The sequence below is a fragment of the Bradyrhizobium sp. sGM-13 genome, from assembly GCF_018398875.1.
In the GTDB taxonomy this organism is placed as follows: Bacteria; Pseudomonadota; Alphaproteobacteria; order Rhizobiales; family Xanthobacteraceae; genus Bradyrhizobium.
Map to the genome: position 1 here is coordinate 1 of NZ_JAGWDK010000019.1, position 26,726 is coordinate 26,726.

Below are 26,726 nucleotides of genomic sequence, written 5' to 3' on the forward strand. Positions count from 1 at the left end.
TCGTGGTCGACGAGATCATCGACATCGTCGAGGAGCGGCTGCACATCGAGGTCGCCGGCCAGCAGGACGGCATTCTGGGGTCCGCCGTGATCAAGGGCCAGGCCACCGAGGTGATCGACGTCGGCCACTTCCTGCCGATGGCGTTTGCCGACTGGTTCTCGCGCAAGGAGATGCGGGCCTCCTCGACCGCGCAATCGGTGCTGTTGGTCGACGACAGCGCCTTCTTCCGCAACATGCTGGCGCCGGTCTTGAAAGCCGCCGGCTACAAGGTGCGGGTCGCCGTCAATGCCCAGGAGGGGCTCTCGGCGCTGCGCTCGGGCCAGAGCTTCGACGTGGTGCTGACCGACATCGAGATGCCCGACATGAACGGCTTCGAGTTCGCCGAGACGATCCGCGCCGACAACAATCTGGGCACGCTGCCGATCATCGCGCTGTCCTCGCTCGTGTCGCCGGCGGCGATCGAGCGCGGGCGGCAGGCCGGCTTCCACGACTACGTCGCCAAGTTCGACCGCCCCGGCCTGATCGCGGCGCTGAAGGAACAGACCGCCGAGACCCGGCACGCGGCCTAAGCAGGCCTGGCCGGGCATTAAGGAAGTTAGACCATGACAACCAAGACCGAGACCATCGAGGGTACCGTGGCCGAATACGTCACCGCCGTGATCGGCGGGCAATTGTTCGGCCTGCCGATCTCGCGGGTGCAGGACGTGTTCATGCCGGAACGGCTGACGCGGGTGCCGCTGTCCTCCGCCGAGATCGCCGGCGTGCTCAATCTGCGCGGCCGCATCGTCACCGTGGTCGACATGCGCGCCCGGCTCGGCTTGCCGAAGAACGACGACGGCAAGCCGCCGATGGCGGTCGGCGTCGACCTCAGAGGCGAGTCCTACGGCCTGTTGATCGACCAGATCGGCGAGGTGCTGCGGCTGCCCGACGCAAGCCGCGAGGAGAACCCCGTCAACCTCGACCCCCGCATGGCCAAGCTCGCCGGCGGCGTACATCGCCTCGACGGCCAGCTCATGGTCGTCCTCGACGTCGATCGCGTTCTCGAAATCACGCCTGACCTGATGGCGGCATGAAAGTCCAACCCGGTACGGAAACATCCCTCTTGGGAATTGATGTAAGTGGAGACCTAAAATGAAAACATGTCTGGTCGTTGATGACTCGAGCGTCATCCGAAAGGTCGCACGACGCATCCTCGAAGGTCTCGACTTTCAGATCGTCGAAGCCGAGGACGGCGAGAAGGCGCTTGAAGTCTGCAAGCGCGCGATGCCCGAGGCGGTTCTGCTCGACTGGAACATGCCGGTCATGGACGGCTACGAATTCCTCGGCAATCTGCGCCGCATGCCCGGTGGCGACGCGCCCAAGGTGGTGTTCTGCACCACCGAAAACGACGTCGCGCACATCGCGCGTGCACTGCATGCGGGTGCCAACGAATACATCATGAAGCCGTTCGACAAGGACATCGTCACCGCGAAGTTCCAGGAAGTCGGCCTGATCTGATCTCTATGTGATCCCGGCGGCTCAATGGCCATCGGCGTTGGTTTTGCAAGTGTGCCGCTTGAGTTGGGTCGGGTGAAGTAATGAGTGTTGCGTTAACGAAGTCTCCGCCGCCAATCTCGACAAGGCAAGACAAGCTGCGCGTGATGGTGGTCGACGACTCCGTCGTGATCCGCGGGATGATCTCGCGCTGGATCGGCGCGGAGCCGGACATGGAGGTCTCCGCCTCCCTGCGCACCGGCCTCGACGCCGTCAACCAGATCGATCGCATCAAACCCGATGTCGCCGTGCTCGACATCGAAATGCCGGAGCTCGACGGCATTTCGGCACTGCCCCAGTTGCTTGCGAAAAAGCGCGACCTCGTCATCATCATGGCGTCGACGCTGACCCGCCGCAATGCGGAGATCAGCTTCAAGGCGCTCTCGCTTGGCGCCGCCGACTACATTCCAAAGCCGGAGAGCACGCGCGAGGCCACCGCTGCCGAGACGTTCCACCACGATCTGATCCAGAAGATTCGCCATCTGGGCGCCAGGGCCCGCCGCCGCGCGTCGCCTGGCGCGAGCCCGGCTCCGGCACCAGCCGAGCGGGTGCGCGAGGTATCCGTTCATCCGGTCGCCGCCCCGGTTGCGCAACTGCCACTGGCTCGCCGGCCCTTCAGCATGCTGGCGCCGCGTGCGCTTCTGGTCGGCTCGTCGACCGGCGGCCCGCAGGCGCTGATGGCGCTGGTCGCCGACATCGGTCCGGTGATCGATCGTTTTCCGGTGCTGATCACCCAGCACATGCCGCCAACCTTCACCACGATTCTCGCCGAGCATCTGGCACGTGCGAGCCGCCGGCCGGCGCATGAGGCCGTTGACGGCGAGATCGTCAAGCCCGGCCGGATCTATCTTGCGCCGGGCGGCCGCCACATGCGCGTCGTGCGCCATGGCGCGGACGCCACGATCGCGCTCGACGACGGGCCGCCGGTGAATTTCTGCAAGCCTGCGGTGGACCCGCTGTTCAACTCCGCCATCGACGTCTGGCAGGGCAGCATCATGTCGGTGATTCTGACCGGCATGGGCTCCGACGGGATGCGCGGCGGCAAGGAGATCGTCGCCGCCGGCGGCAGCGTGATTGCCCAGGACGAAGCGACCAGCGTGGTGTGGGGCATGCCGGGCGCGGCCGCCAATGCAGGTATTTGCGCGGCAGTGCTGCCGCTCAATCAGATCGCGCCAAAACTGGTTCGGTTGTTTTCGGGAGATCGTTCGTGACGCCCTCAGACTATGAGTATCTGCGTAAGCTTCTGAAAGAGCGCTCCGGGCTCGATCTTTCGGCCGACAAGCAATATCTGGTCGAAAGCCGATTGCTGCCGTTGGCCCGCAAGTCCAGCCTGCCGGGCATTTCCCAACTCGTCGAGAAGATGAAGGGCGGAGCCAGCGCGCTGACGGCGGAAGTGGTCGAAGCCATGACCACCAACGAGACGTTTTTCTTTCGCGACAAGATTCCGTTCGATCATTTGCGGGAAGCGGTCATTCCGGCACTCGTACAGGCGCGCGCGGCCCGCCGGTCCTTGCGCATCTGGTGCGCGGCTTCCTCCACGGGGCAGGAACCGTATTCGATCGCGATGTGCCTGAAGGAGGCGGGACCCCTGCTGTCCGGCTGGCGCACCGAGATCGTCGCGACCGACCTGTCGCAGGCGGTGCTGGAAAAATCGAAGGCCGGCATCTTCAGCCAGTTCGAGGTGCAGCGCGGATTACCGATTGGGTTGCTGGTGAAATATTTCAGCCAGAACGGAGAGCTCTGGCAGATCAATGCCGAGATCCGCAGCATGGTGCAGCATCGTCAGCTCAACCTGCTGCAGGACTTCTCCCATCTCGGCGTGTTCGACATCATCTTCTGCCGCAACGTGCTGATCTATTTCGATCAGAATACCAAGGCCAACATCTTCGAGCGGCTCTCCCGGATGATGGAGCCCGATGGCGTGCTGGCGCTGGGCGCTGCCGAATCGGTGGTCGGCATCACCAACAGCTTCAAGCCCTATCCGGAGCGGCGCGGACTTTACCGCCCGAATATCGCGCCGGTGATAAGGGTGGGCGCGTCGACGCTGGTGCCGCAGACGTTGAGGGCGGTTGCCGCGGCGCGCTGACCTTCTTTACCTCGCCCCGCTCTTCGCGGGGAGAGCACAGGCCGCCCTCGGCGGCCGTCCTTATCGAAGAACGCCGAAACTAAGCTTCGGCTATCGCGTAGCGCCGGGTGAGGGGTCGCTCGGCGCACTCCGGTTGTCATTAGGATTCGCGGATAGAGCCCTCACCCCGACCCACTCCCCGCCAAGAGCGGGGCGAGGGAGAGCTACAAGATCGCGTGCGGCAGGAAGCGCGACGTGTTGCCGGTGATGGGGTTCTCGTCCTCACGGATCGACAGGCCGCATGGCGTGTGATCGACCAGCCAGCTTCCGAGCACCGGGTATAGGTCGGTGAAGCTCGGCAGCGGCGCGAAAGCCTGCCGGATGAATCCTTCCGCGCCATAGGGGCCCTGCTGCTCCGCGAGCGTGGTGCCGGCGCTGACGAGCGCGACGTTGGCGCCTTCGCGCGAATAGAGCGGTTTGCGCACGAACGAGGAGCCGAGCATGGCCGCCTTTGGATCGTCCTCGAAATAGGCCGGCAGCAAATTGGGATGCTTTGTAAACATCTCCCACAGCAGGGGAAGGATGCCCTTGTTGGAGAGGATCGCCTTCCACGGCGGTTCGATCCAGCGGGTCGGCGCGGTTGCGAGTTTTTCGCCGAACGTGTCGCGGAACATCCATTCCCAGGGATAGAGCTTGAAGGCGAATTCGATGGTGCGATCGTCGAGATCGACGAAGCGACCATCGCCATCCAAACCGACTTCCTTGATGTCCATCAATGTCGTCTTCAATCCGGCTTGGCTCGCAGTGTCCTGCAGATAGGCCAGCGTACCGGCATCCTCGGCATTGTCGGTCATTCCTGTGAGATGAAGGTGCTTGGCGCCGCGATATTTCTTCCAGGCGTCGATCAGGCGCTCGTGGATTGAATTGAACTGGTCGGCGCGCTTCGGGATGATGTTGCGCTCCATCGCCTGTTCGAGCCAGGTCCACTGAAAAACCGCTGCTTCGAAAATCGAGGTCGGCGTATCGGCGTTGTATTCCAGCAGTTTCGCCGGGCTCCAGCCGTCGTAGCTCAGGTCCAGCCGGCCGTAGAGGCTGGCGTCACGGCGGCGCCAGCTCTCGGACATCAGCGGCCAGAACGCTTCGGGTATTTTCAATCGGCGCAAATATTTTTCGTCGTTGATCACGCGGCCGACCAGCTCAAGGCACATCGCATCGATCTCGGCGGTGGGAGCCTCGATCCGCCGTTCGATTTCCTGCAGCGTGAACGCGTAATAGGCCCGTTCGTCCCAGTAGCGTTCGCCATTGATGGTGTGAAAAGTAAACCCGGCGCCTTCGGCGGTGGCAGGCCAGTCGTCACGTTCGGGGCAGACGATCCGCTGCATGAAATTCAACCGCCTGAGAAGCCGATGGCACGCCCGAACGAGCCGAAGCCGCCGCGCTGCACCGAGTGCGAGCCGGAATCGGAGGGGGAATGGCTCGAGGAGGAATAGTCGCTGCTATGATAGCTGCTGCGCGACGAGCCGCCGGAGCCGCCGCCATGGCTCGAGGAAGAGCTGCGGGAGGAGCACTCGGCGGTGTTTTGCGTCGGCGATGCCAAGTGCGGGTTTGGTTGCTCGCAAGTGCGGCTCGGCATCAGCGTGTAGGCGGCGCTGCCGACGGCAAACGTGCCCATCAGCAGGAGTGCGACATGGCCCGAACGTTTGGCCGGCGGCGGAATGGGACGCGGCGCCGCCGGCACCGAGACCGGTTTGCGCTTGCCGAATTCAGGCTCTGAATTGTTCGCCATGATCAGTAGGTCATGCAAGCGGCGTTGATCGCGCCGGCGGCCAGCGAGGACAGCCCGAGCCAGATCGCGGCGGCGAGCTCGCCCGATGCGATCCGCTTCGACAGGTTCGGCACCGGAACCCTGACGAGGTAATAGACGATGATCTGCACGATCAGCGCGATTGCGGCCCAGATCAGGCAATCCCAGACATTGGCCGAATGGGTGATGGCGCTGACCAGCGGCAGCACGAAGCCGAGCAGGCTCAGGCCCAGCGCAATCGCGGCGGCCGGCTCATTGGCACGGATCAGATCGAACTCGTTGTGCGCGGTGATGCGGGTATAGACGAAGAGGTAGGCCACCACGGCAACGATGGCCGTGCAGAAATAGACCAGGAACGCCGGCAGCCCGGCGAGGGATTGCAGGATCATTGAATTTCGCCCCAACTCGTGCGTTCCGGTAGGTTCGCACGATCTGTCAGTCGGCACATCCGAGCGGCGGGTTCAATCCAACAATTTCTGCCCAAACAAAAAACCCCGCCATTTCGGGCGGGGTTCGTAAAACTTCCATGGCGGCCTTGATACAGCCGACTATTCCCTGACCTGGATCTTGCCTTTCATCGCCGGGTGCAGGCCGCAGATGTAATCGTAGATTCCGGCATCGGCGAGGGTTAGCTGGGTGGTCTGGCCTTTCAGCGCGATCGGCGAGCGCTGCGGCTTGGGGCCGGTGATCGTCACCTGGTGCGGCGAGGAATCGGTGTTGTGCCAGGTGATGGTCTGGCCCTTGCTGACGATGACGGTCTCAGGCCCGAACTTGAAGTCGGAGATTGAGACCACGCCGGGCCCCGGCGCCGGCTTTGCCATGGCGCCTTCGGGCGTGCCCTTCAGGCCTGCCAGCGAGATAACGAAATCCTGCCCGGCATGCGGCTTGTGGCAGGTGAAGCAGGCCGTCAAATTGGCCTTGTCGTTGACCTTTTTGTCCGGGCCAAACGCCTGATACTCCCATTCGCCGTTGCGAATGTCATCCTTGTACTCGGTGCCCCAGCCGTCGCGCTTTTCCATCACCGTGTAGGCGACGAGGTCGCCCTTCTGGAAACGACCGTTGGCATCCTTGAGCGGCTCGCCGGCCGCATCGAGTTGCGCCTTGTACTGCACCAGCGTCAGCACCGTGCCGCTCGGGATCGGCTGCCCCTTGCGTACCGCATCGACCGCTGCCGGCGTCGCATAGAGCTCGCGATACTGCTTGTTGTCGTAACGATCGACCGTGGCGTAGAGCGTGCCCTTGTCGAAATTCTCCGGGAAGGCGACCTTGTCGCCGCCGGCGAGCGCCGAATAGCCGATGAGTGCGCCCGATGCCGATCCAAGCGCGACAACGGCAGCCAGCCTGACGTTTTTCATGACTTCCCCCTCGTTTGCGGACAACTCCTCAAGTAGGAGACACCGCGAAGCGGGTTTCAATCCGGGGAAGCGAATTTGTCGCGTGGTAGTGGTCCAAACAAAAACCCCGCCATTTCGGGCGGGGTCCAGTCGGGAGGAGTGAGCCTTGCCGCTCGCCGTAAGCCCTGATCAGGCGGGGATGCGTTCGTCCGCCTCGTGCGGCTCGCGCAGCACGTAGCCGCGGCCCCACACGGTCTCGATGAAGTTGCGGCCTTCGGATGCGTTGGCAAGCTTCTTGCGCAGCTTGCAGATGAAGACGTCGATGATCTTCAGCTCGGGCTCGTCCATGCCGCCATAGAGGTGGTTGAGGAACATTTCCTTGGTGAGGGTGGTTCCCTTGCGGAGCGAGAGCAGCTCCAGCATTTGGTATTCCTTGCCGGTCAGGTGCACGCGCTGGCCGCCGACCTCGACCGTCTTGGTATCGAGATTGACCACGAGATCGCCGGTCTGGATGACCGACTGGGCGTGACCCTTGGAACGGCGCACGATCGCGTGGATGCGGGCAACCAGCTCGTCCTTGTGGAAGGGCTTGGTCATGTAGTCGTCAGCGCCGACGCCGAGACCCTTGACCTTGTCCTCGATGCCGGCGAGGCCGGAGAGGATCAGAATGGGAGTCTTGATTTTCGATACCCGGAGCTGCTTGAGCACGTCGTAGCCGGACATGTCGGGCAGGTTGAGGTCGAGAAGGATAATATCGTAGTCGTAAAGCTTACCTAAATCGACGCCTTCTTCTCCGAGATCCGTCGTGTAGACGTTGAAACTCTCGGATTTCAGCATCAATTCGATCGACTGCGCGACGGCGCTGTCATCTTCTATCAGCAAAACGCGCATGCCAGTCCCCTTTAGTCCGCCGCTCCGGGCGTCAGGTCGGCCGCACTTGCGGCACTCAAAACGCCTTTAACAACTGATTCGGATCCTGACAGACATATGGTTAACAAAATCTGATTCCGGTTCGCAAGCTCTTTAAGTGCAATTTCTAACGAATCGCCCTAAGATGTTGCGTGGAAGCAGCTTTTCTCCACAGTGCCCACTCAGGTTCCAGATTAAGAGGCGGGCCTAACCGACTCCGCGTTTAGCCCTTCTTCTGACGGGCAAGCGCTCTCAGTCACCAAAGACAGTGACGCAATGATTAATGATGCGGGTAAACACGAGGTTAAGCGGGGTTTCTTAAAGTGCGGAAACTTAAGGTTTTCGCAATGAAGGCGCTCGCGGAGCAGATCGGCGATATCGACGGCGTCAATATATATGGCCGCGTTGTGGGCGTGCGCGGCCTGATGGTCGAGATCGCAGGGCCCATTCACGCGATGTCGGTCGGCGCCCGCATCGTGATCGACACCGGCGGCAATCGCTTCATCCCGGCCGAGGTGATCGGCTTTTCCGGCAGCAATGCGGTCGTGATGCCGTTCGGCGGGCTCGACGGCGTCCGGCGAGGTTGCCGCGCCGTGATTGCGACCGCCGCGAGCCAGGTGCGGCCGTCGCCGGCCTGGCTCGGCCGCGTCATCAACGCCATGGGGGAACCGATCGACGGCAAGGGGCCGCTGGTGCAAGGCCCGTCGCCGATGCCCTATCGCAACGCGCCGCCGCCGGCACATTCGCGCAAGCGCGTCGGGGCGCCGCTCGATCTCGGCGTGCGGGCGCTCAACACGTTCCTGACCTGCTGCCGCGGCCAGCGGCTCGGCATCTTCGCCGGTTCCGGCGTCGGCAAATCGGTGCTGCTCTCGATGCTGGCGCGCAATGTCGATGCCGATATCACTGTCATCGGCCTGATCGGCGAACGCGGCCGCGAGGTGCAGGAATTTCTGCAGGAGGATCTTGGCGACGAGGGCCTGGCGCGCTCGGTCGTGGTGGTGGCGACATCGGACGAGCCCGCCCTGATGCGGCGGCAGGCCGCCTACCTGACGCTGGCAATTGCCGAATATTTCCGCGACGAAGACAAGGACGTGCTGTGCCTGATGGACTCGGTCACACGCTTTGCGATGGCGCAGCGCGAGATCGGGTTGTCGGCCGGGGAGCCGCCGACCGCAAAAGGCTATACGCCGACGGTGTTCACGGAGCTGCCAAAACTCTTGGAACGGGCAGGGCCGGGCACCGGCGTCGGCACCATCACTGCCATTTTCACGGTCTTGGTCGACGGTGACGACCACAACGAGCCAATCGCGGATGCGGTGCGTGGCATTCTGGATGGTCACATCGTGATGCAACGCTCGATTGCAGAGCGCGGACGGTTTCCCGCGATCAACATCCTCAAATCGGTCTCGCGCACCATGCCGAGATCGGCCAATCCCGACTATCTTCCCATCATCATGCGGGGCCGCCAGGTGATGGCGACCTACGCCGATATGGAGGAACTGATCCGGCTTGGCGCCTATCGGGCAGGCTCGAGCCCGGAGGTCGACGAGGCGATCCGGTTGCATGAGCCGCTGGAGGCCTTTCTGCGCCAGGCCAAGGACGACAAATCGAGCCTCGATGACGGCTACCGCCAATTGGCGCAGATCCTCGCCAATTTGGAAACGGAACGCTAACTTTGTCAGGCCATCATCCCCGGCACATGATTAATGAAGCCGGTGGGGTCCCCCGAGGGAGCCGGCTCCGTCCCGCGTTCAGATTGGGACTTCTGGGGAGTATGAGTCGATGAAGTCACGAGAAACGCTGATCCGCCTGAAGAAATTTCAGGTCGACGAGAAGCGCCGAAGGGTTACCCAGATCGAAGGCATGATCGCCGACTTCCAGCGCATGTCGGTCGATCTCGAGCGCGAAATCCAGACCGAGCAGGAGCGGGCCGGAATCAACGACCCCTCCCACTTCGCCTATCCGACCTACGCCAAGGCCGCGATCCAGCGCCGGGAAAACCTGACCCGCTCCGCCGACGAACTGCGCATCCAGCTCGAGGATGCCAAGGGCCTGTTGAGCGAAGCCTTCGAGGAACTGAAAAAGGTCGAACTGCTCGACGAGCGCGATCAGGCGCGCGAGCGCGCCGAGGAGAGCGCCCGCGAGCAGGCCGACATGGATAGTATCGGCTTGATGCGCGCCCGGCTTGGCGTCGCCTGACGCTTCTCGCACCATCGGTTGAAGGAATCGAAAACCCGGGCCTCACGGCCCGGGTTTTTTCTTGATCTTCCATGGCCAATCTTCCGGAATCGGCGACTTGGTGGCCCCTGTGACGCAAGGTATGCTACGAAACCTCTCGTCGGCTCCGGCGTAGCGCGCATTGGAGGAGCGGGATTTTGGGGGACGCTGAATGCTGACGCCAGCGGAGCTGGTCTGGCTGATTGCCGCGGTGGCGAAGGGGGATCAGGCCGCTTTTGAGCGCCTTTATGCCGCCACGCGCGCGAAACTCTTCGGCGTCGTGCTCCGTATCTTGCGGCGTCAGGACCTCGCGGAGGAGGTCATTCAGGAGGCTTACGTCAAGATCTGGAACAGCGCCGGACAGTTCAACCCCGCGCTCGCTTCGCCGATCACGTGGATGGCGTCGATCGCGCGCAACCGGGCGATCGACGTGGTGCGCAAGAAGAGCGAAGCCTCGATCGAGGAGGAGCCGACCGCCATGGAAGTGGCGGCCGAGTCGCCCGATCCGCTGGCGCGGCGCGAGATGACGGAAGAGTTGAAGCGGTTGCTGGAATGCGTCGGCCGCCTGGAGCCAGATCGGCAGAAGCTCGTGCTGCTCGCTTATTACAACGGCTGGAGCCGCGAACAACTCGCCGCCAAGTTCGAGACACCGGTGAATACGGTGAAGACGTGGCTGCGCCGCAGCATGATGGAAATAAGGGAGTGTCTCGGGCTGGGGTCCGGGTCTTGAATGATGGCCTATAGCGAAGACCATATCGCGCTCGCCGCGGAATATGCGCTCGGCACCCTCGATGCCGGCGAGCGCGCGCAGGTCGAGACCATGATGGCCGTCGATGCCGAATACAGCGCGCTCGTTCACGCCTGGGAATACCGGCTCGGCGTGCTCAACCAGATGGTCGGTTCCGTCGAACCGCGTCCGATCGTGTGGGAAAACATCAAGGCCGCGATTGGACGTTCCACGGAAGCGCAGGCGCCGCTGACGCTGCCTGAGGCGCCGCAGACTGCGCCGCCGCCCGAACCCACCGCTGAGCCGGTGGCTCCCGCGGTAGCCGAGGCGCAGCCAGCCGTCACGGACGGTCCGGTTGCAGACAATGTCATTCAGTTGTCCAGTCGCGCGAAGCGCTGGCGCAACGTGGCTTCCTTCGCCACCGCAATTGCCGCAGCGCTGATCGCGATGCTGGCGGTGCAGGTCTATCGGCCGGAACTATTACCGGAGGCGCTGCGGCCGCAGCCGCGCATCCAGACCGTCGAGGTGAAGACGCCGGCGCCACAGCCGGCACCCTCGGCCCAATATGTCGCGCTGCTGCAGCGTGACGGCGGCGCGCCCGCGTTTATTTTGACGGTCGACGCCGCGACCAAAAACTTCACGGTCCGCAAGGTCGGCGCCGATGCCGAGCCCGGCAAGAGCTTTGAGCTCTGGCTGATTTCCGACCGCCTGCCGCGACCGCGCTCGCTCGGCGTGATCGGCGGCAGCGATTTCACCGTGCGCCCGGTGCTCGCCGACTACGACGCCAGCACGATCAACACCGCGCTTTATGCGGTGACCGTCGAGCAGGCCGGCGGCTCGCCAAGCGGCCAGCCGACCTCGGCGCCGATCTTTACCGGCAAGCTGATCGAGACGGTGCCGGCTGCTCGCTAGCACCCTGCTGGGGCCGACGGGGTTGGCAACAGCAGCACGCCAAAAAGAAAACGCCCGTGGGGAGCGGGCGTTTTCGCAGTCAACTTGGGGGTAGTTGGGGTCTTATATATTCACGTGGCGACTTTGGGGGGCTGTAAAGCAGCCGCGTGAATTCCGTGAATTCCTGTTTTCGGATTCCTCCGTTAACGTACGACTGAGTTACCGGTGCTGGTGATCGCCACCGGCTTGCCGGCCTTCATCACGCTCGTGCTCGCGGTCTGGGTGAGACCTTCATCCGAGCTGTTGCGTGCGGAGATGCTGAACCCGGCGACCACGACACCTGCCACGAGGGCCACGACCACGATCTTGAGATGGGTCGTGCGATCCGCGCTGTAGATCGAATGGTTCATGGAAGTCTCCTGCCGCCTCCGGCCTAACGGATTTGTTGGATGCGTCCGCAGGCTGGTTCAACGTCTCGCGTCAGGAAACGTAGGACTCCGGGATCTGTTTCCAAAGGAGCGATCACAAGGCGGTGAAAAGACTTGAACGGCCGCGATTGGAACGTCCGCGGAGATCGTCGGAAATGAATAAATAGTCAGTCTCTGTAACAGCTTATGCGGAGATCACCGCTGCCCAAGGCCGAATGGCGCCGTATCGGCCATTTTCGACAAAACCATTTGCCTGTGGCGAAAAGGCTTCGCCATTTTCGCCGGTGATTTGCGCTGCGCGCCGCCAAACTAGACGCTGCCGACCGTCTTCAGCCGCGCGCGCGGGTGAATTTCCGCCTGTGACAATACGGTGGTTTGCGAACGGAACCGCTCGACCAGCGAGCGCACGAACGGTCGGATCGCCGCCGACGTCACCAGCACCGGCGCCTCGCCCTCGCGCGCCGCCTGTTCGAAGGCGTTGCGAACGCTGGTCATGAACTCCGACAGTTTTGAGGGCTGCATGGCGAGGCTGCGCTCTTCGCCTTGGCCCACAATCGATTCCGCAAACGCCTGCTCCCAGCGCGCCGACAGTGCGATTAGAGGCAGATAACCGTTGTATGTGGTATTCTGTGCGCAGATCTGGCGGGCGAGGCGGGCGCGGACGTGCTCGACCATCGTGGCGGGATTGCGCGAGAAGGCGAGCGCGTCGGCGATGCCTTCGAGGATGGTCGAGAGGTCGCGGATCGAGATCCGCTCGGCCAGCAGGAGCTGCAGCACGCGCTGGATGCCCGAGACCGTGACCTGGCTCGGCACGATGTCCTTGACCAGTTCGCCCTGTTCCTTCGGCAGGTCCTTCAGAAGCTTCTGCACCTCGCCATAGGACAGCAGGTCGCTCATGTTGTTCTTGAGCAGCTCGGTGAGGTGCGTCGACAGCACGGTCGCGGCGTCGACCACCGTGTAGCCCTTCAGCGAAGCCTCTTCCTTCAGCGCGGCGTCGACCCAGGTTGCCGGCAGGCCAAACGTCGGCTCGACGGTGTGGATGCCGGGCACGCCGACCTGGTTGCCGGCGGGATCCATCACCATGAACTGGTTCGGCCAGATCTTGCCGGTGCCGGCGTCCACTTCCTTGATCTTGATGACGTAGGTGTTGGCCTCGAGCTGGACGTTGTCGAGGATGCGCACGGCGGGCATCACAAAGCCCATTTCAATGGCAAGCGAGCGGCGCAACGCCTTGATCTGCTCGGTCAGGCGGTCGGTGCCGTCAGGGCCGTTGACCAGCGGCAGCAGCGCGTAGCCGAGTTCGATCTTGAGGTCGTCGATCTTGAGCGCGGTGGCGATCGGCTCTTCGGCCGCGGCGTTGGCGGCAGCCGCGGCTAGATCGGGCGCAGCGGCTGCGGCTGCTTCGGCAGCCTTGGTGACGTTGTTGTGGTTTCGCGCTTTCCAGGCCAGCGCCGCCGCGCCGCCGCCGAGCGCCAGGAACGGCAGCATCGGGATGCCCGGCAACAGCGCCAGCACCAGCATCACGCCGGCCGACATGCCGAGCGCCTGCGGGTAACCCGAGAGCTGCTTCATCAGTGCCTTGTCGGCCGCACCGGTGATGCCGGCCTTCGACACCAAGAGGCCCGCGGCGGTGGAGACGATCAGCGCCGGCACCTGCGTCACCAAGCCGTCGCCGACCGTCAAAATGGTGTAGGTGCGGGCGGCGTCGCCAAAGCTCATGCCCTGCTGGGCGACGCCGATGATGATGCCGCCGATCACGTTGATGAACACGATCAAGAGGCCCGCAATAGCGTCGCCGCGGACGAATTTCGAGGCGCCGTCCATGGCGCCGAAGAAGCCGCTTTCGTCTTCCAGCGCCTTGCGGCGAGCCTTGGCGGTCTGCTCGTCGATCAGGCCGGCCGACAGATCGGCGTCGATCGCCATCTGCTTGCCCGGCATCGAATCCAGTTGGAAGCGGGCGGCGACTTCGGCGATGCGCCCCGAACCTTTGGTGATGACGACGAAGTTCACGATCACGAGGATCGCGAACACGATAATTCCGATCACGAAATTACCGCCCATCACGAAATTGCCGAACGCTTCGATGACGTGGCCGGCGGCTGCCGTGCCCTCATGGCCGTGCGATAGGATCAGCCGGGTGGAAGCCATGTTCAGCGACAGCCGCAGCATGGTCGAGATCAGAAGCACGGTCGGAAATGACGAGAATTCCAGCGGCGCCTGGATGAACAGCGACGTCATCAGGATCAGGATCGACACCGTGATCGAGATCGCCAGGAACAGGTCGAGCACGATCGCCGGCAGCGGCAGGATCAGCACCACCAGGATGACGAGGACGCCGAGCGCCAGCGCCAGATCGCCGCGCTTCAGGATATCGCCGATTTCGCTCAAGGACGGAAACTTGCCGCCTGTGCCTGCGCCGCCTTGACCCGCCGTGACATCGACCATGGTAGCCGCTTCCCCCCGCGTCTGCCGCCATCGGGCGCCAGACGTCTTGGCGGCGGCCGAAGGGCCGCCGTTCCGAAAGTGAGGCACCGCACTGGCGTCCACGGGGTTCCTCCCGTTTTACGCGGCCGACGACACTCGACTTCACCCGGCAATTTTTGCCCGGTGTATGGTTAGCAAAGGGTTAACGGGGGGCGGATTGGGCTGGTTATTCAGCTCTGGCGCGACTCTTCCGAAAACCGCCTTGAATGCCGAGCTGGTTGAAGCACGCGCGTGGGCACACAATCTGTGCCTCCGTTCACGCGGCGAGATAGGTGCGATAGCGGACTGCATACCAATCAGTGGTTCGCGCGTGTTGCCGAACGGCCTTGCGCTCTCCCACGGCCTGGCGCCACTCGGAGAGCCCGCAGCAGTCGGGGGGCAGGCGAAACTCGCTGAGTTGTTCGAGGACGCCCGACTGCTCGAACCATGGGTACAACGCAATGTCCGCGAGGGTGAACCGATCGCCGAACAGATAGGGTCCGCTGCGAGGGCGTCTTGCCATGACGTTCTCGATGAACTGAACATGCTCACGCAACTGCGCGACCAGCTCACGCCTGGCCTCCGCTTCGCGCGTAAAGATGAATCTGTGCGTAGTTGAATAGAGCTGTTCATCCACGAGCTTGATCCAATTGCGCGCGAGCGCGCGATCCGCCGGCACGGCCGGCATCAATGGCGGATCGGGCATGACCTCATCGATATACTCGTTGATGATCGCCGAGCCCCAGATTTTCGTACCCCCGTGCAGCAACAGGGGGACCCTGCCGTCCGGCGAGATGTGCACGAAATCAGAAGGCTTGTTCTTGAGATCGATCTCGATCAGCTCGGCGTCAATTTCCTTCTCGGCGAGCGTGAGGCGGACGCGGTGCGCATAGGGACAGAGCTGGTTCGTATAGAGTTTCACGTGGCTCATGGTTTGGTACTTCCAGATCGCGCCCGCCGATTGAAATCATTCCTTCACGCCGGGGCCGCGCGCGAGCGCCGCCGATTGCTGCAGGCTGATGCCATGGGCGAGCGGGTCGGCGTGGCGATGCACCAGGTGCCACTCGGCCCCGTCCCGCCGATAGACGAGCGTGACGCGCAGCGCCCATTCCTGGGCGGGCAGTCCCCCGACCTCGACATGGTCCCGTTCGATCAGCGCGAGAACCACCATGTCGGCCGAGCCATAGGATTGGACGACCTCCTGTTTGTGGGTGCCGTTCTTGAAGAATCGTCCCATCCTGTCCCACGTCTCGGACGTATACTGCGAGCCGTGCGACGGTGGTCCGCCGAACGGAGACATCAATGTGAAATCATCGGTGACGGCGATCATCGCTCGGTAAGTCTCTGCGTCTCCCCGCATCAGTGCCGCGTTCGACACCTCGGAATGCTTGATCAGCTTGGCGACCACATCCTCAGCCGCGGCCGGCTGGGCTACTACGAGCGGCAGACCCGCCATCGCCGGGATGGCATGACGCCGGGATAACGCTGGAGGCGAGCTCGCACCAAGCGTTACCGGGGATTTCTTCGACATGTAAGCGCTCCAGTGTTGAACGAACCCGTGTGATGAAGAGGCGCTAGATGACCCTTTGGACATCGTGAAGCCAGTGATAAAGTCTCAGCACCATGCTGAAGCCGGCTCAGCTCCTTCGCATCGATCTCAGCCTCCTGGTGTTGTTCAGCACCGTGCTCGAGGAGGGGCATGTCGCGCGCGCGGCGGAAAAACTCAATCTCACGCCCTCGGCCGTCAGCCATGGGCTGCGCCGGCTGCGGCGTCTCCTGCATGATCCGCTGTTCCTCAAGACGCCGGGTGGCGTGAAGCCGACGGACCGTGCCCTCGCACTTGCCGGTCCAGTTACTGAGACTCTCGCGCGTGTCGATGGAATCATATCGATGGTCGGGCCGTTCGACCCCGGAAGCACGCGGCGATGCTTTACGATCGGTGCGCCTGATGCATTGGCGGCAATCTTCCTCGGCCCTCTCGTTTCCCGCTTGGCCCGCGAGGCGCCGGGTGTCGACATCCGGTTGCTGCACCTCATGCCGCAACATCACGGCAAGCCGACGAGCCAAGTCTGGCAAACCACACTCACGGAGCTCGACTCCCACCGGCTCGATCTTGCAATACTCCCGATCGGCCCGTTGCCGCCCCGTTTCGCCGAGCGGTTGCTGTTCGAGGAAGACTTCGTCGTCGCCATGCGAAAAGGTCATCCGCTGGCGCGCGCATCAAAACTGGCAGCATACCTGAAGGCACGGCACATGCTGGTTTCGGCCATCGGCGATGCGCAGGGAGTCGTCGATGCCAAGCTCGCCGAGCGGGGACATTCGCGGCGCGTGGCGCTGACCGTGCCGAATTTCATGATGGCGCTGGTTCAGCTCGCCGAAAGCGATCTGGTTGCGACACTGCCGCGGAAGCTGGTCGAGTACCATGCCGCGCGGTTCAACCTGGTGGTGCGCCCGGTGCCGCTGCCCTGGACGCCCGATCCTATACGTCTCGTCGCATCGCAGGCCGCGATGGCCGATGCCCGCATCGCTTGGCTGTTCGAGACGTTGGCGAGCTCCATAAGCACGAGCACCGGTTCGCGCTCAAGGCAAGAACGGAAGCGTCGCAAGCCGTGTTGACGTAGAAGCTGCGAATTCTGCGGTGACACCCGTTTCGCCGTAACCCGAACTGGTTGAAAGCGCGCGGACATCGCCAACAATCCCATTGTGATTGACGCTCAGAGACCCGGCCTCACGAAAGGCGGAAGCGGTCCTGTTCCTCCATTCACGTTCGCGCGTCAGCAACATCTAGGCCGGCGTTAACCCTGTCGGCAAACAGACTGCACGTGGGGCGGATTGTTACGCGAGCCGCCGCCAAGTTGCCGCATTAGACCGGAGAGTTTTCACCGCCACTAAACAAAGTGGAGGAGCATCATGCTGAGAATGATGTTGTTGGGCCTCCTCATCCCATTGGGTGTTGGCGTGCTCGCGGCAATGGAACTCAGAACTCCTGCGCGTAATGCAGTAGTGGTCGTCCAGCCCGTTGCCGAGACAACCGTAGGCGTTTCCGATTCACATGTTGCCTTGGCGAAGGCTGATCGACTTGAAATTGCCGCCGCGAGCAGCGAGACACCAACGCAGCCCGCGCCGGTCGACGAACGCGTTTCTCCGGCGGAAGACATCAGTGTCGGTCCTTCGGAGCCCCCGAGGGTGATCGGCCGCCATCGACACGATCCCAAATCAAAGAAGGGTACCACCGCCGCCCGTCTAAAGAAGGTCGCCACCGCCGCCCGTCCTAAGCCGAAGCCAAAGACGACCGCTATCGAGCGAACGACCATTTCCGAGCGGCGAAAGGTCGCCAGCGACGCCGAGTCTTGTCGGCTGAGCGCGTTTGGTGGCTTGCGCAAGGCCTTGAATTCAGTCGACTGCGAAATCTGATTCAGTGGAACGGTTTCGGCGACTGTGACCTGATGTGGTCTCCAGAACTTGGGGAGTGAGAGCTCAGGGCCAATTCCACCCGGTGCGGCCGCTATCCGCTTCGGGTCCGACAGCACCCCAAATGGTCACGTGCAAAGCCGGCAAGGCTCAACGTTCGCGCGCAGATTCGCCTTAAAAAATAAGTCTTTGAAGGTGAACGAGCTCACAGCCGGAGCCCCAGCGGCAGGTCCATTTTGCTGGCTTCGGGACGATCCAGATGCACGACCGAATTACCACCCCCAAGTTCGTGGTCGGCGAACTGCCGGAGCTGAGAGGCCAAGGCCGCGATCTGCGAATAGATGCCTGCCGAGGCGTCGCGCTGTGGTTCATCTTTCTTGACCATGTTCCCAACAACATCGGAACTTGGCTGACGCTACGGAACTACGGCTTCAGCGATGCCGCCGAAGTGTTCATGTTCGTGTCGGGCGTAACCTGCGCGCTGGCTTACGGCAAAGCATGGCGCTGCGAGGGCTGGACCGGGGTGATCAGCCGAACGCTGCGGCGAAGCTGGGACATTTATGTCGCATTTCTGCTGCTGACGCTCGCCTGCGCGATCTTGGTTCACCTCGCAGGCGGTGGCCGTGTTGCTGACGAGAGCAATACGCGTATCTTGTTGGATCATCCAGGCGCAACGCTCGTGCGCGCGGCGGTCCTGCAATACCGTCCGGTCAATACCGACGTGTTGTCGGTCTTCGTGCTTCTTCACCTCCTGTTCGCGCCGCTGCTGTGGCTGCTGCTGCGAGCGCCGAATGCGACGCTTGGCGCCTCGCTGGCGCTTTATGTGTCGGTGCATGTCTTTGGCTGGACCGTCCCGGCCTGGCCGAACGGCCACTGGGCCTTCAATCCGCTGGCCTGGCAGTTGCTGTTCGTGCTTGGCGCGTGGTGGATGATCGAGGACAAGAGGCCCCAGCCGTGGGTGACGTCACGCACGACGCTTGTACTTGCCATCCTGTATCTGCTCTTCAGCCTGGTCATCGTATTGAGCTGGCGCATCAAACCGCTGGAAGCACTGATCCCGCAGGCGCTGGCGAACCTGCTTTATCCATTGGACAAATCGAATCTCGATCCATTGCGACTGCTGCATTTTTTGGCCATAGCGGTTTTGGTGGCGTGGCTCGTGCCTCGCAATTGGCGAGGGCTGACGACGCCGGTAATGCGCGGCGCGATCCGCTGTGGCCAGAACTCGCTGCCGATCTATTGCCTCGGCGTTATCTTGACGTTTGCCAGCCACGTGGCGTTGCTGCAGATTTCAGACGGACTTGCGATGCAGATAGCGTTGAGTTTCGCTGGCATCGCAGCGATGATCGCGACCGCAACGCTGCTGAACTCGATCAGCATCAAACCCGGGCTGCGATCATAATATTTGGACACTGCGATCAGCGAGAGTGTCCATGAAAGATGAAGAATGCCGTCATTGCGGAGATCGCTGCCGGCTAGCGCCATGCCTCCGACGGAAACAAGTTTGTTCGCTCGCAACCACAACCGCCCGATGACAACGCGGACGGACGCTGCAGCAACGCGCATCGTTGCGCATGCGATCCATGTGGCGCTATACATTACCCATGTCCCGCGATTTTCGCCTTGATCGCACTCCCGTCGACGTTCTCAACTATGAGATCGCCCAGGACCAGGCCGTTGCGCTCGGACGGATGGGGCGCGCGCTGGAAGCGGCCCTCGCCAGGCTGCGGGAGTTCGATTCCACCCATCCACGCTCGGGCGCGCCGGCGTCAGCCCAGCAGGCACGGCGCATCCTCGTGACGGAGGCAGGCCACGCGCTCTGGATGTTCGTGGTGCAACAAGAGGCGTGTGGCCTGCGCGACAGCCGCCCTGTCATGCGCGCCTACAACGTGCCGAACGAGGTGCAGCAGTGCATGGGGGCTGTCCCTGCCACATCGATGCTGTTAGCAACGTGACTTCCTGGGTTTCGACGACCCATCGAGATTCGAGACGAGTAGGAAGTCACCTTGGACGCCTTTCGCGCGGCTGACCGGCACTCGCCCCCGGTCTCGTTTCCCAGGCCAGAATGAATCCATCGCCTTGCCGGATTTGAGCCCTATTGTGACCTAGGTCGCGGCCAAAGGTCGGTGCGGGGAGGGCGCAACACTGGGGTTCTCATGTCCGGCCATTTGCGAACTTGCATCGCCGCTTTTGTCCTTCTCGCAAGTCTCCCGACTTCGCCTGCATCTTCGAATCCGCTTGCAGACTTGTTCAATGTCTCTCCCCCGAAGCCCCCTGAGCCTGCTCCCGCGGAAAAGGAACGGGAGTGCTTGCCACGACCCGGTACGTCGACGGCGGAAGGTCAGCGCTGGGTCTATCGTTCAGAGGGGGGGCGCAAATGCTGGTTCCAGGCTGCCGAGGGGACCGCGACGGTGAAGCAGGTTCGTCGTCGCGCCGCGAAGCCTCGTGCCGCCGCTGTCGAGGAGAATGAGGCCGCGCGGGCGAAGCAGAAGGCGGTCATGGATGCGCGTGCGGAGCTGCTGCGCGCCGCACCGGCGGAAACGTCTCAGCCGACCCAACCCGCGCCCGAGCTCAAGGTGGTCGAGGCCGCTTCCGTCCCGGCTACTACGGGGGCCGCAGCCTTCGTGCCGCCGGCAACTGTCGCCAGCCGCGTGACCGATCAGCCCATGCCTGACCACCCCACGCCGCGCCGGCTCGACGCGGAGACACTTCTGGCAGCCGCACCGGCGCCAAGCGAGGCGGTTGCGGTCTCGGTGCCTCCGGCCGCGCCGGTCGCCTCTCCGATCGCCGAGGCGGCTGACGACGGCTGGGGCTGGATGGCAACCTGGCTTGGCGCGCTGCTGATGGCGCTGGGGCTCGCGTCCGTCTTAGCCTCGAACCGGACCCTTCGGGAGGCCGTGCTGTTGCGCGATTAATGCGGGGGTTACTGCTCTTCAGCCCAATCCGTTTTCTCGCAGCTAAGGCAGCGGAGGAGGCGGAAGCTCTTGCCCTGGCGACTGTCGAGGATCACCACGGGCCGCGCGATGCCGCCGCAATGATTGCAAGTTGGATGATGAGGCGGATGATACCGCCCGGCGTCGCTCGCATCTCGTACGTTACTCACCGCACCCTCCTGTAAGGGCGATTCACGTAAGATAAAGCGCACACCGGTTCCAAGAACACGTCCAGTGAGCACAAAAGCCGAGGCCAAGAACCCAAGCGAACCGTCAATTTTCTAATCTAAAAGCCAGATCCTTCCGCTCCATAACTCATCAAAAGTGTCAGGGACATCATTCGGCGCCCGCGCTTGCACGGCTTCCTCCGGTGCCCACGCTTGCGTGTCGAGTAGATTGCCGCGCTTCTCCGAGACTGCGTTCACAATATCCTTGCGCGACGGTTGCGCGGCCACGTCCTTGGGCCATTCCAACAACGCCTTCGAAAGCCCAGGCTTGCCTTCGTACCAGCATTTCCGTCCGTCGATGAGACGATACGACCACCATTTTCCGTTCGGATTTGACGGCATAGCGGCGCTGCATTGCTGTTTCGCTTCCACACTTGGCATTCCCAACAATAACAGCGCAGCAACAAAAGCCGTCAGAGTTATTGATGAAAGCTGCTTGGTCATTTGCGTGGCTCGAAGCAGCTACGTTGCTGCAAGCGCGTCACAGCAACCATCACATCGGGGCGTTCGAGAACTTCTACGAGCTTGTCGAGAATACGCTCATTGTTCTGCGGCCGAGGTTGCAGGTATTCTTCCAGTATGAGTTGCGCCTCGCCAATCGCCTGAATAGCCAATTGTTGATCTGTCATACGCGTTACTCACAGAGCGCCCCCGGGTAAAGAAAGAAGGCAAATCAAGACCCCATTTGGGTTTTTTCCCCGCTTTTTTCCAAAGTTCCATCAATTTTTATTTCAAGGTTTGGCAGGAGCCCTGCCAAACCTGTGTACGAAACTTGGTCTACTGGGCGCAGACGGATTGTGGCCGTGATTGTTGTGGTTGCGATCCTTCAAGCCGCCATCTTGCGGCGAGGTAGAAAGATCGGCCTGTCTCCGGCCGCGAGTGACTGTCTTGTTCTGAACTCAGATGCCGGGACTATGTCTGCAAGTTTTGAAGTCGATGGCCGCACCATGTCCGCGCATGCCTGCAAATTCGGGCTCGAAGGCGTCACGTCGAAGCGATAGCGGATATGCATATGGACGAGGCAACAACTGGGTAAACGTGCGCGCAGCGCGAGATCCCGCAAAAAATCCCGCCTGGGGAAAACTCGACTTAGGTCAGCCTAACTGCGTTGTCCGACTCGGCAGTCCGTGCTGGTTTCCTCAAAAATTTGAGTCTGTTTGCGGGGCAAGGAAGTTGAGCCAGTTTTCCTTTATGCTCTGCTCGTGATCTCCCTGATGCTCACCGTGTGCGTCGGAGTGGCAGCTTGGCGCATGTCTGATGACTGGCCGGAAGTTACCGGAAGCACTTCGCCGGCATTTATCCACATGCGTTGAAAAGCAAGGACCTCAACTCCGGACGGAGCTGAGGCCATCACCGCACTACGAACCCGCGCGAGCGTTCGGCTCAATCGCAATAGCTCCACCCGCCATAACCGTCGTCGCATCGCGCCCGCGCACGATAGGGCACGGGCAGCGGCGGCCGCGGCGCGTATTCGCCCGCATAGTCGTATTCCTGCGCGTAGTAGCGTTCGCGATAGACTGGCGCACGTTCGACGTAGACGGGCTGCGCGGGGTAGGGCGTTCCGTACTCGCCATAGACCGCTGCCGGTGCGCGGTAGGCGGGTTCACCGTAAGAGCGATATCGGTAACCGGGTTCCGCGTACGGCCGATAAGCCGGTCGCGGGCGCACATTGATGTTTGCGGAGGGCGCGTAGATTCCGCCTGGCGCGACGTAGACGGATGACGACAGATCGCTGGCCGCGGCGGCCCCGGAACACAGGACGACGAAAGCCAGCGTGAGCGATGATCGGTACATGTGTGAAGCCTCCAACTACTCAAGCCGCGCCAGCCAGCGTGGTTAATTTTCGCTAAACAAATCGAGGTGCGCAATGATATTTTGCGCGAAGAAGTGTGCCATTTCAGGACTGCGCACACATTCGCGTGTCGGCATCGTGAGTTGAGGAACACTGCGTGATGCGATCGCAATCACACAGTCTGGCAGTTGAATGTGAATGCCAGCATTGCAGCGTCATTGCGATCAGTTGGCTCCTCGCAATGACGGCTCGAGGATTGCTTTTATGAACGACTTCACCACCCGCACGATGCGGCCCGACGAGATATCGATTGCAATCGACTGGGCCGCGGCTGAAGGCTGGAATCCGGGCCTTGCCGACGACGCCTGCTTTGCGTCTGTCGATCCAAAGGGCTTTTTCATCGGCGAGATCGATGGCGCGCCTGCCGCGACTGTCTCCTGCGTCAATTACAGCGCGCGCTTTTCCTTTCTCGGCTTCTACATCGTGCGACCGGATTTGCGCGGCAAGGGTTACGGCTTGCGGATATGGAATGCGGCCGTTGCGCACGCCGGCGCGCGCGTGGTCGGACTCGATGGCGTGACGGCGCAGCAGGACAATTACAGGAAGTCCGGATTCGAGCTCGCTTACGCCAACGTCCGCTATGGCGGTAAGGTCACAGCACCGAGTGCGCCGCAGGCTGGGGTGATTGACCTGAGCGAAGTCCCGCTGGCTGATGTGGAAGCAGACGACGCGACGGTGTTTCCGGCGCGACGGCCGGCGTTCCTGCGGGCCTGGGTCGGCTCGCCCGGGCATGTCGGGTGCGCGGTCATGCGCGATGGACGGCTTGCGGGCTGGGGTGTGATCCGTTCGTGCCGGAAGTGCTTTAAGATCGGGCCGCTGGTGGCCGACCAGCGCGCCACGGCTGAAGCGGTATTGTCCGCCTTGCTCGCCAAGGTGGGCGGCGGCGAGATTTTTCTGGACGTGCCCAGCATCAACCGCGACGCGATCGCACTGGCGGAAGGTTTTGGGCTCGCGCCGGTATTCGAGACCGCGCGCATGATACCGGCGCGATCCCGCCACTGCGGCTGGAGCGGGTGTTCGGCGTAACAACGTTTGAGCTGGGGTAGGGGACGAAATGTAGGATGGGTGGAGCGAAGCGATACCCATCGCGCCTGTGATGGCATGCGATTGATGGGGTATCGCTGCGCTCCACCCATCCTACGCGTTCGTGCGGGCCTCGGCACTACCGGCTCAACGGCATCCGGTCGATCACCGTGGTGCCGGCGGCGGAGAATAGCCTATCCGTTTGCACGAGTTCGAGCGTCTCCACCGTAAAGCGGCCGAAGCTGGTCGCGCGATGGCGTGCGATCGCGCGAATGAAGGAAGGAGATAACGGGCCCGAAAAGCGGATCAGGTTCGCAAAGGCAAGTCTGCGAAACAGAAGATCGCGAAATGCGCCCGGGCCGGCTGTTCTTTTTCGCGTGTAAGAAAGATCCTGGGTCGAGCGCGTAAGCTGTTGTCTGAGCCCCCACAGGGAATCGTCTTCGCGAAACAACTGCAAGAAGACGGAATTGGGCGAAACGCCCAAGCCGTGTCCCGTTAGGCTGAAGGGACGAAGCGATCCGATGCGATGCCGGAGTCGCGCGAGCAGTTCGTCCCGGTCGACGTCCTTGATGTCGTCGAAATTTCGGATCGTCACATGGGCGGTGTCGGAGGGGTAGTAGTGGTGCGAAGGATGGAGCCGCTCGAGTTCAGCCAGGACTTTGCCGCTTCCGGAATTGGGTTGTTGAGGAAGCCGGGCGACCAGGGACAAGTGCACAGCCGCATCCGGGCCTGATGCTGGCAGGATGTGTGCCGGCGCCGAATCATGGAGAGGCTCAGGGCTGCCGTGCCCATCAGCCACAGCGATTTGAACCGTAGCCCGTCAAGCGAGTTGCTGGGATTCAAGAGCACTCTCCGTCCCGCTGGGGTAGCTAGGGCCTGGTTCGTAGGATCGGTAGAGCCACGGGTCCGCGCCTTCGGCCGCTCCGATGGGAAACTCCGCGAAACCTATCATTCCATTTTGCGGAGACGTGATGGGTATCGCTTTCGCCTTCGCTCTGGCGAGCTACGGTCGCACAAGTCGTTCCACCCATCCTACGAACAAGCCGTGCCGAGAGCTACCCGTCGCCCAGCCGTTCGTCCCGCGACGCGCGCCTGGAGGTCGAAAAAATCTCCCAGCTCACCATGAAGATCGCGGCGATCAGCGGGCCGATGACGAAGCCGTTGAGGCCGAAGACTTCGATGCCGCCCAGCGTCGAAATCAGCACAACGTAATCCGGCAGCTTGGTATCCTTGCCGACAAGGAATGGACGCAGCACATTGTCCACCAGGCCAATGATCAGCACGCCATAGGCGATCAGCCCGATGCCCTGCCAAACAGCGCCGGTTGCGAGAAAGTAGATCGCGACGGGGAGCCAGACCAACGCGGCGCCGATCGCCGGCAGCAGCGACAGGAACGCCATCAGCACGGCCCACAAAATCGGCGCGTGAACTCCGAGGAACCAGAACGCCAAACCGCCGAGCGCGCCCTGGACAATGGCCACCACGATCCCACCCTTGACGGTGGCGCGAACGACGTCGGCGAACCTGGTGAAGAGCGCTATTTTCTGATCGCCGTGGAGTGGAACAGCCTGCTTGATCAGGTCTGCCACTGCCCTGCCATCGCGCGTCAGGAAAAACAGCAGGTACAACATGATGGCGAGGCTGATCACGAACTCGAAAGTGTTCATCCCGATGGTAAGCGCCTGGGGAGCCAGGACCTGACCGCCCTTCATCAGGTTGGATGACAATGTTTCGCGAAGCCCTGAAAGATTTGTCAGGTTGAACCGCTCCAGCCAACCGGTCGCCCAGGCCGGCAGCGCATCGAAGACACGCTGGATGTAGCCGGCGAAATCATATTCTCCGGACCTGATCTTCTCAAAAAGGCTCGTGGCTTCCTGCACCAGGGAGGCCGCAACCATCGCCAGCGGTATGAGTACGATCGCGATGATGAGCAGGACGGTTACCAGGGCAGCGAGGTTCGGCCTGCCGGGCATCGATCGCAGCAGCGCCCGATTCACTGGCGCAAAGATGACGGCTACGATGATCGCCCACAGAACGGCGCCGTAGAATGGCTGCAAAATCCAGGCGAATGCCAGCGTAACGGCAAACAGCAAGAGAAGAAAAGTCTGATCATCAATCCGTCGCACGGGCGTCTCGTTTCCTTGCCTTCTCGGCCGCGCCAATGTTCAGCAACGAACCAGTGCGCGTTCTCCATCGCCTTGTACAGCATTTTTCCGGACCCGTACCGCGTCAGCGTAGGATTGGCGGAGCGGACGGGTCCGGCCTTCGGCCGGCCCGATGATAAACTCCGCGATACCGTCACCCTTCTTAAATGGAGGGTAGACGACGGGTGGCGTTTCGCTTTACCGCATCCTGCGGACTAAGTGTCAATCCTCTGCGTTCCGATGAAGCGCATGTAAGGCGCTTGCCCGGCCGGCCCGAACAACACGACTGTGTAAGGTTGTGGCGCCCCGCCTTCCATTCCGGGTGACCCGACCGGCATGCCGGGAACGGCAAGGCCCTTGGCGTTCGGACGGTCCGCCAGCAACCGCTGGATCGCGAGCGCCGGCACATGTCCTTCGATGGCATAACCGCTTACGATGGCCGTATGGCAAGCGGCGAGCTCAAGCGGAATACCATGCTGCTGCTTGACCGGCGCAAGATCGGCGGCCTCATGCACCTCGACCGGAAAGCCGGACGCGCGCAGATGATCGGCCCAGCCCGAACAACAGCCGCAGTTCGGATCCTTGTAGACGGCCACGACAGGATTAGCGGCAGCGGCGGACGCGATCGTCCGGCCTGCCAGCATGGCGGCAATCGCGCCGAGCAAGGACCGCCGGGCGATGCAATGCAGTGTTTCGCTCATCGACTTCACCTTTTCGGTTGGAATTTTCAGTCAGCGTAGGATGGGTGGAGCGTAGCGATACCCA

29 protein-coding genes and 1 pseudogene are annotated in these 26,726 nt (G+C 62.3%); 15 read left to right on the plus strand and 15 right to left on the minus strand.

Annotated elements, in window-relative coordinates; translation table 11 throughout:
* The 5 genes from KJQ96_RS25545 to KJQ96_RS25565 all read left to right on the plus strand — a co-directional run.
* Positions 1–569, plus strand: a 569-nt coding sequence (locus KJQ96_RS25545; protein WP_213289174.1) for a response regulator, incomplete at its 5' end; no start/stop codon positions are given.
* Positions 570–602: 33 nt separating this feature from the next.
* The gene (locus tag KJQ96_RS25550; protein ID WP_213289175.1) at positions 603–1,073 is read left to right on the plus strand and encodes a chemotaxis protein CheW; all 471 of its coding nucleotides are present in this window, start codon (positions 603–605) and stop codon (positions 1,071–1,073) included.
* 58 nt (positions 1,074–1,131) lie between these two features.
* Entirely contained in the window at positions 1,132–1,497 is a 366-nt protein-coding gene (locus tag KJQ96_RS25555) for a PleD family two-component system response regulator (protein ID WP_028347253.1), read from the plus strand.
* A gap of 80 nt (positions 1,498–1,577) precedes the next feature.
* The gene (locus tag KJQ96_RS25560) at positions 1,578–2,744 is read left to right on the plus strand and encodes a chemotaxis response regulator protein-glutamate methylesterase (RefSeq protein ID WP_213289176.1); all 1,167 of its coding nucleotides are present in this window, start codon (positions 1,578–1,580) and stop codon (positions 2,742–2,744) included.
* Positions 2,741–3,619: a protein-glutamate O-methyltransferase CheR gene (locus tag KJQ96_RS25565; RefSeq protein ID WP_213289177.1), complete on the plus strand. Its 879-nt coding sequence runs from the start codon at positions 2,741–2,743 to the stop codon at positions 3,617–3,619. The genes KJQ96_RS25560 and KJQ96_RS25565 overlap by 4 nt, the downstream gene beginning before the upstream one ends.
* Before the next feature lie 203 nt (positions 3,620–3,822).
* Here KJQ96_RS25565 and KJQ96_RS25570 read toward each other — a convergent pair whose 3' ends face one another.
* The 5 genes from KJQ96_RS25570 to ctrA form a co-directional block, all read right to left on the minus strand.
* Positions 3,823–4,980, minus strand: coding sequence for a glutathionylspermidine synthase family protein (locus tag KJQ96_RS25570; RefSeq protein ID WP_213289178.1), 1,158 nt, complete (start codon positions 4,978–4,980; stop codon positions 3,823–3,825).
* 5 nt (positions 4,981–4,985) lie between these two features.
* The gene (locus KJQ96_RS25575; protein WP_213289179.1) at positions 4,986–5,384 is read right to left on the minus strand and encodes a hypothetical protein; all 399 of its coding nucleotides are present in this window, start codon (positions 5,382–5,384) and stop codon (positions 4,986–4,988) included.
* Between the two features lie 2 nt (positions 5,385–5,386).
* Positions 5,387–5,791, minus strand: a complete 405-nt coding sequence (locus tag KJQ96_RS25580) for a DUF350 domain-containing protein (RefSeq protein ID WP_213289180.1) — start codon at positions 5,789–5,791, stop codon at positions 5,387–5,389.
* 159 nt (positions 5,792–5,950) lie between these two features.
* The gene (locus tag KJQ96_RS25585) at positions 5,951–6,757 is read right to left on the minus strand and encodes a cytochrome P460 family protein (RefSeq protein ID WP_213289181.1); all 807 of its coding nucleotides are present in this window, start codon (positions 6,755–6,757) and stop codon (positions 5,951–5,953) included.
* A gap of 168 nt (positions 6,758–6,925) precedes the next feature.
* Positions 6,926–7,627 carry a response regulator transcription factor CtrA gene (ctrA, locus tag KJQ96_RS25590; protein WP_016848562.1) on the minus strand — a complete coding sequence of 234 codons (702 nt, stop codon included), beginning with the start codon at positions 7,625–7,627 and terminating at the stop codon, positions 6,926–6,928.
* A 365-nt stretch (positions 7,628–7,992) separates the two neighbouring features.
* Between ctrA and fliI the strand changes: the two genes are divergently transcribed.
* From fliI to KJQ96_RS25610, 4 genes are all read left to right on the plus strand, one after another.
* Complete coding sequence (gene fliI / locus KJQ96_RS25595) at positions 7,993–9,318, plus strand: flagellar protein export ATPase FliI (protein WP_213289182.1); 1,326 nt, start codon at positions 7,993–7,995, stop codon at positions 9,316–9,318.
* A gap of 109 nt (positions 9,319–9,427) precedes the next feature.
* Positions 9,428–9,844: a flagellar export protein FliJ gene (fliJ, locus tag KJQ96_RS25600; RefSeq protein ID WP_028347246.1), complete on the plus strand. Its 417-nt coding sequence runs from the start codon at positions 9,428–9,430 to the stop codon at positions 9,842–9,844.
* Between the two features lie 190 nt (positions 9,845–10,034).
* The gene (locus KJQ96_RS25605) at positions 10,035–10,592 is read left to right on the plus strand and encodes a sigma-70 family RNA polymerase sigma factor (RefSeq protein WP_213289183.1); all 558 of its coding nucleotides are present in this window, start codon (positions 10,035–10,037) and stop codon (positions 10,590–10,592) included.
* Positions 10,593–10,595: 3 nt separating this feature from the next.
* Complete coding sequence (locus KJQ96_RS25610) at positions 10,596–11,501, plus strand: anti-sigma factor domain-containing protein (RefSeq protein WP_213289289.1); 906 nt, start codon at positions 10,596–10,598, stop codon at positions 11,499–11,501.
* A gap of 182 nt (positions 11,502–11,683) precedes the next feature.
* On the opposite strand, the gene KJQ96_RS25615 is transcribed toward KJQ96_RS25610, so the two are convergent.
* The 4 genes from KJQ96_RS25615 to KJQ96_RS25630 all read right to left on the minus strand — a co-directional run bounded on the left by KJQ96_RS25615 (position 11,684) and on the right by KJQ96_RS25630 (position 15,902).
* Positions 11,684–11,890: a hypothetical protein gene (locus KJQ96_RS25615; protein WP_028347243.1), complete on the minus strand. Its 207-nt coding sequence runs from the start codon at positions 11,888–11,890 to the stop codon at positions 11,684–11,686.
* Positions 11,891–12,217: 327 nt separating this feature from the next.
* The gene (flhA, locus tag KJQ96_RS25620) at positions 12,218–14,353 is read right to left on the minus strand and encodes a flagellar biosynthesis protein FlhA (protein WP_213289184.1); all 2,136 of its coding nucleotides are present in this window, start codon (positions 14,351–14,353) and stop codon (positions 12,218–12,220) included.
* Between the two features lie 295 nt (positions 14,354–14,648).
* Positions 14,649–15,302 carry a glutathione S-transferase family protein gene (locus KJQ96_RS25625; RefSeq protein ID WP_213289185.1) on the minus strand — a complete coding sequence of 218 codons (654 nt, stop codon included), beginning with the start codon at positions 15,300–15,302 and terminating at the stop codon, positions 14,649–14,651.
* A gap of 36 nt (positions 15,303–15,338) precedes the next feature.
* Positions 15,339–15,902, minus strand: coding sequence for a nuclear transport factor 2 family protein (locus KJQ96_RS25630; RefSeq protein ID WP_249734499.1), 564 nt, complete (start codon positions 15,900–15,902; stop codon positions 15,339–15,341).
* A gap of 92 nt (positions 15,903–15,994) precedes the next feature.
* Between KJQ96_RS25630 and KJQ96_RS25635 the strand changes: the two genes are divergently transcribed.
* The 5 genes from KJQ96_RS25635 (at position 15,995) to KJQ96_RS25655 (ending at position 20,697) form a co-directional block, all read left to right on the plus strand.
* Positions 15,995–16,987, plus strand: coding sequence for a LysR family transcriptional regulator (locus KJQ96_RS25635; RefSeq protein WP_213289186.1), 993 nt, complete (start codon positions 15,995–15,997; stop codon positions 16,985–16,987).
* A 294-nt stretch (positions 16,988–17,281) separates the two neighbouring features.
* The gene (locus tag KJQ96_RS25640; protein WP_213289187.1) at positions 17,282–17,785 is read left to right on the plus strand and encodes a hypothetical protein; all 504 of its coding nucleotides are present in this window, start codon (positions 17,282–17,284) and stop codon (positions 17,783–17,785) included.
* A 256-nt stretch (positions 17,786–18,041) separates the two neighbouring features.
* On the plus strand, positions 18,042–19,184 hold the full coding sequence (locus KJQ96_RS25645; RefSeq protein ID WP_213289188.1) for an OpgC domain-containing protein: 1,143 nt from the start codon (positions 18,042–18,044) through the stop codon (positions 19,182–19,184).
* A gap of 202 nt (positions 19,185–19,386) precedes the next feature.
* The gene (locus tag KJQ96_RS25650) at positions 19,387–19,737 is read left to right on the plus strand and encodes a DUF6665 family protein (RefSeq protein ID WP_213289189.1); all 351 of its coding nucleotides are present in this window, start codon (positions 19,387–19,389) and stop codon (positions 19,735–19,737) included.
* A 354-nt stretch (positions 19,738–20,091) separates the two neighbouring features.
* Positions 20,092–20,697, plus strand: coding sequence for a hypothetical protein (locus tag KJQ96_RS25655; protein ID WP_249734501.1), 606 nt, complete (start codon positions 20,092–20,094; stop codon positions 20,695–20,697).
* Between the two features lie 299 nt (positions 20,698–20,996).
* Here KJQ96_RS25655 and KJQ96_RS25660 read toward each other — a convergent pair whose 3' ends face one another.
* The 3 genes from KJQ96_RS25660 to KJQ96_RS25670 form a co-directional block, all read right to left on the minus strand.
* Positions 20,997–21,386 carry a hypothetical protein gene (locus tag KJQ96_RS25660; protein ID WP_213289191.1) on the minus strand — a complete coding sequence of 130 codons (390 nt, stop codon included), beginning with the start codon at positions 21,384–21,386 and terminating at the stop codon, positions 20,997–20,999.
* Complete coding sequence (locus KJQ96_RS25665; RefSeq protein WP_213289192.1) at positions 21,383–21,571, minus strand: hypothetical protein; 189 nt, start codon at positions 21,569–21,571, stop codon at positions 21,383–21,385. The genes KJQ96_RS25660 and KJQ96_RS25665 overlap by 4 nt, the downstream gene beginning before the upstream one ends.
* A gap of 754 nt (positions 21,572–22,325) precedes the next feature.
* Positions 22,326–22,736 (minus strand): hypothetical protein, encoded by a 411-nt coding sequence (locus KJQ96_RS25670; protein ID WP_213289193.1) that lies wholly within the window; start codon positions 22,734–22,736, stop codon positions 22,326–22,328.
* Between the two features lie 262 nt (positions 22,737–22,998).
* Here KJQ96_RS25670 and KJQ96_RS25675 point away from each other — a divergent pair.
* A pseudogene (locus KJQ96_RS25675) lies at positions 22,999–23,840 on the plus strand (GNAT family N-acetyltransferase).
* Positions 23,841–23,956: 116 nt separating this feature from the next.
* Here KJQ96_RS25675 and KJQ96_RS25680 read toward each other — a convergent pair.
* From KJQ96_RS25680 to KJQ96_RS25690, 3 genes are all read right to left on the minus strand, one after another.
* Complete coding sequence (locus KJQ96_RS25680) at positions 23,957–24,532, minus strand: 2'-5' RNA ligase family protein (protein ID WP_213289194.1); 576 nt, start codon at positions 24,530–24,532, stop codon at positions 23,957–23,959.
* A 340-nt stretch (positions 24,533–24,872) separates the two neighbouring features.
* Positions 24,873–25,943 (minus strand): AI-2E family transporter, encoded by a 1,071-nt coding sequence (locus tag KJQ96_RS25685; RefSeq protein ID WP_213289195.1) that lies wholly within the window; start codon positions 25,941–25,943, stop codon positions 24,873–24,875.
* Between the two features lie 233 nt (positions 25,944–26,176).
* Positions 26,177–26,662: a DUF411 domain-containing protein gene (locus KJQ96_RS25690; protein ID WP_213289196.1), complete on the minus strand. Its 486-nt coding sequence runs from the start codon at positions 26,660–26,662 to the stop codon at positions 26,177–26,179.
* Positions 26,663–26,726: the final 64 nt, after the last annotated feature.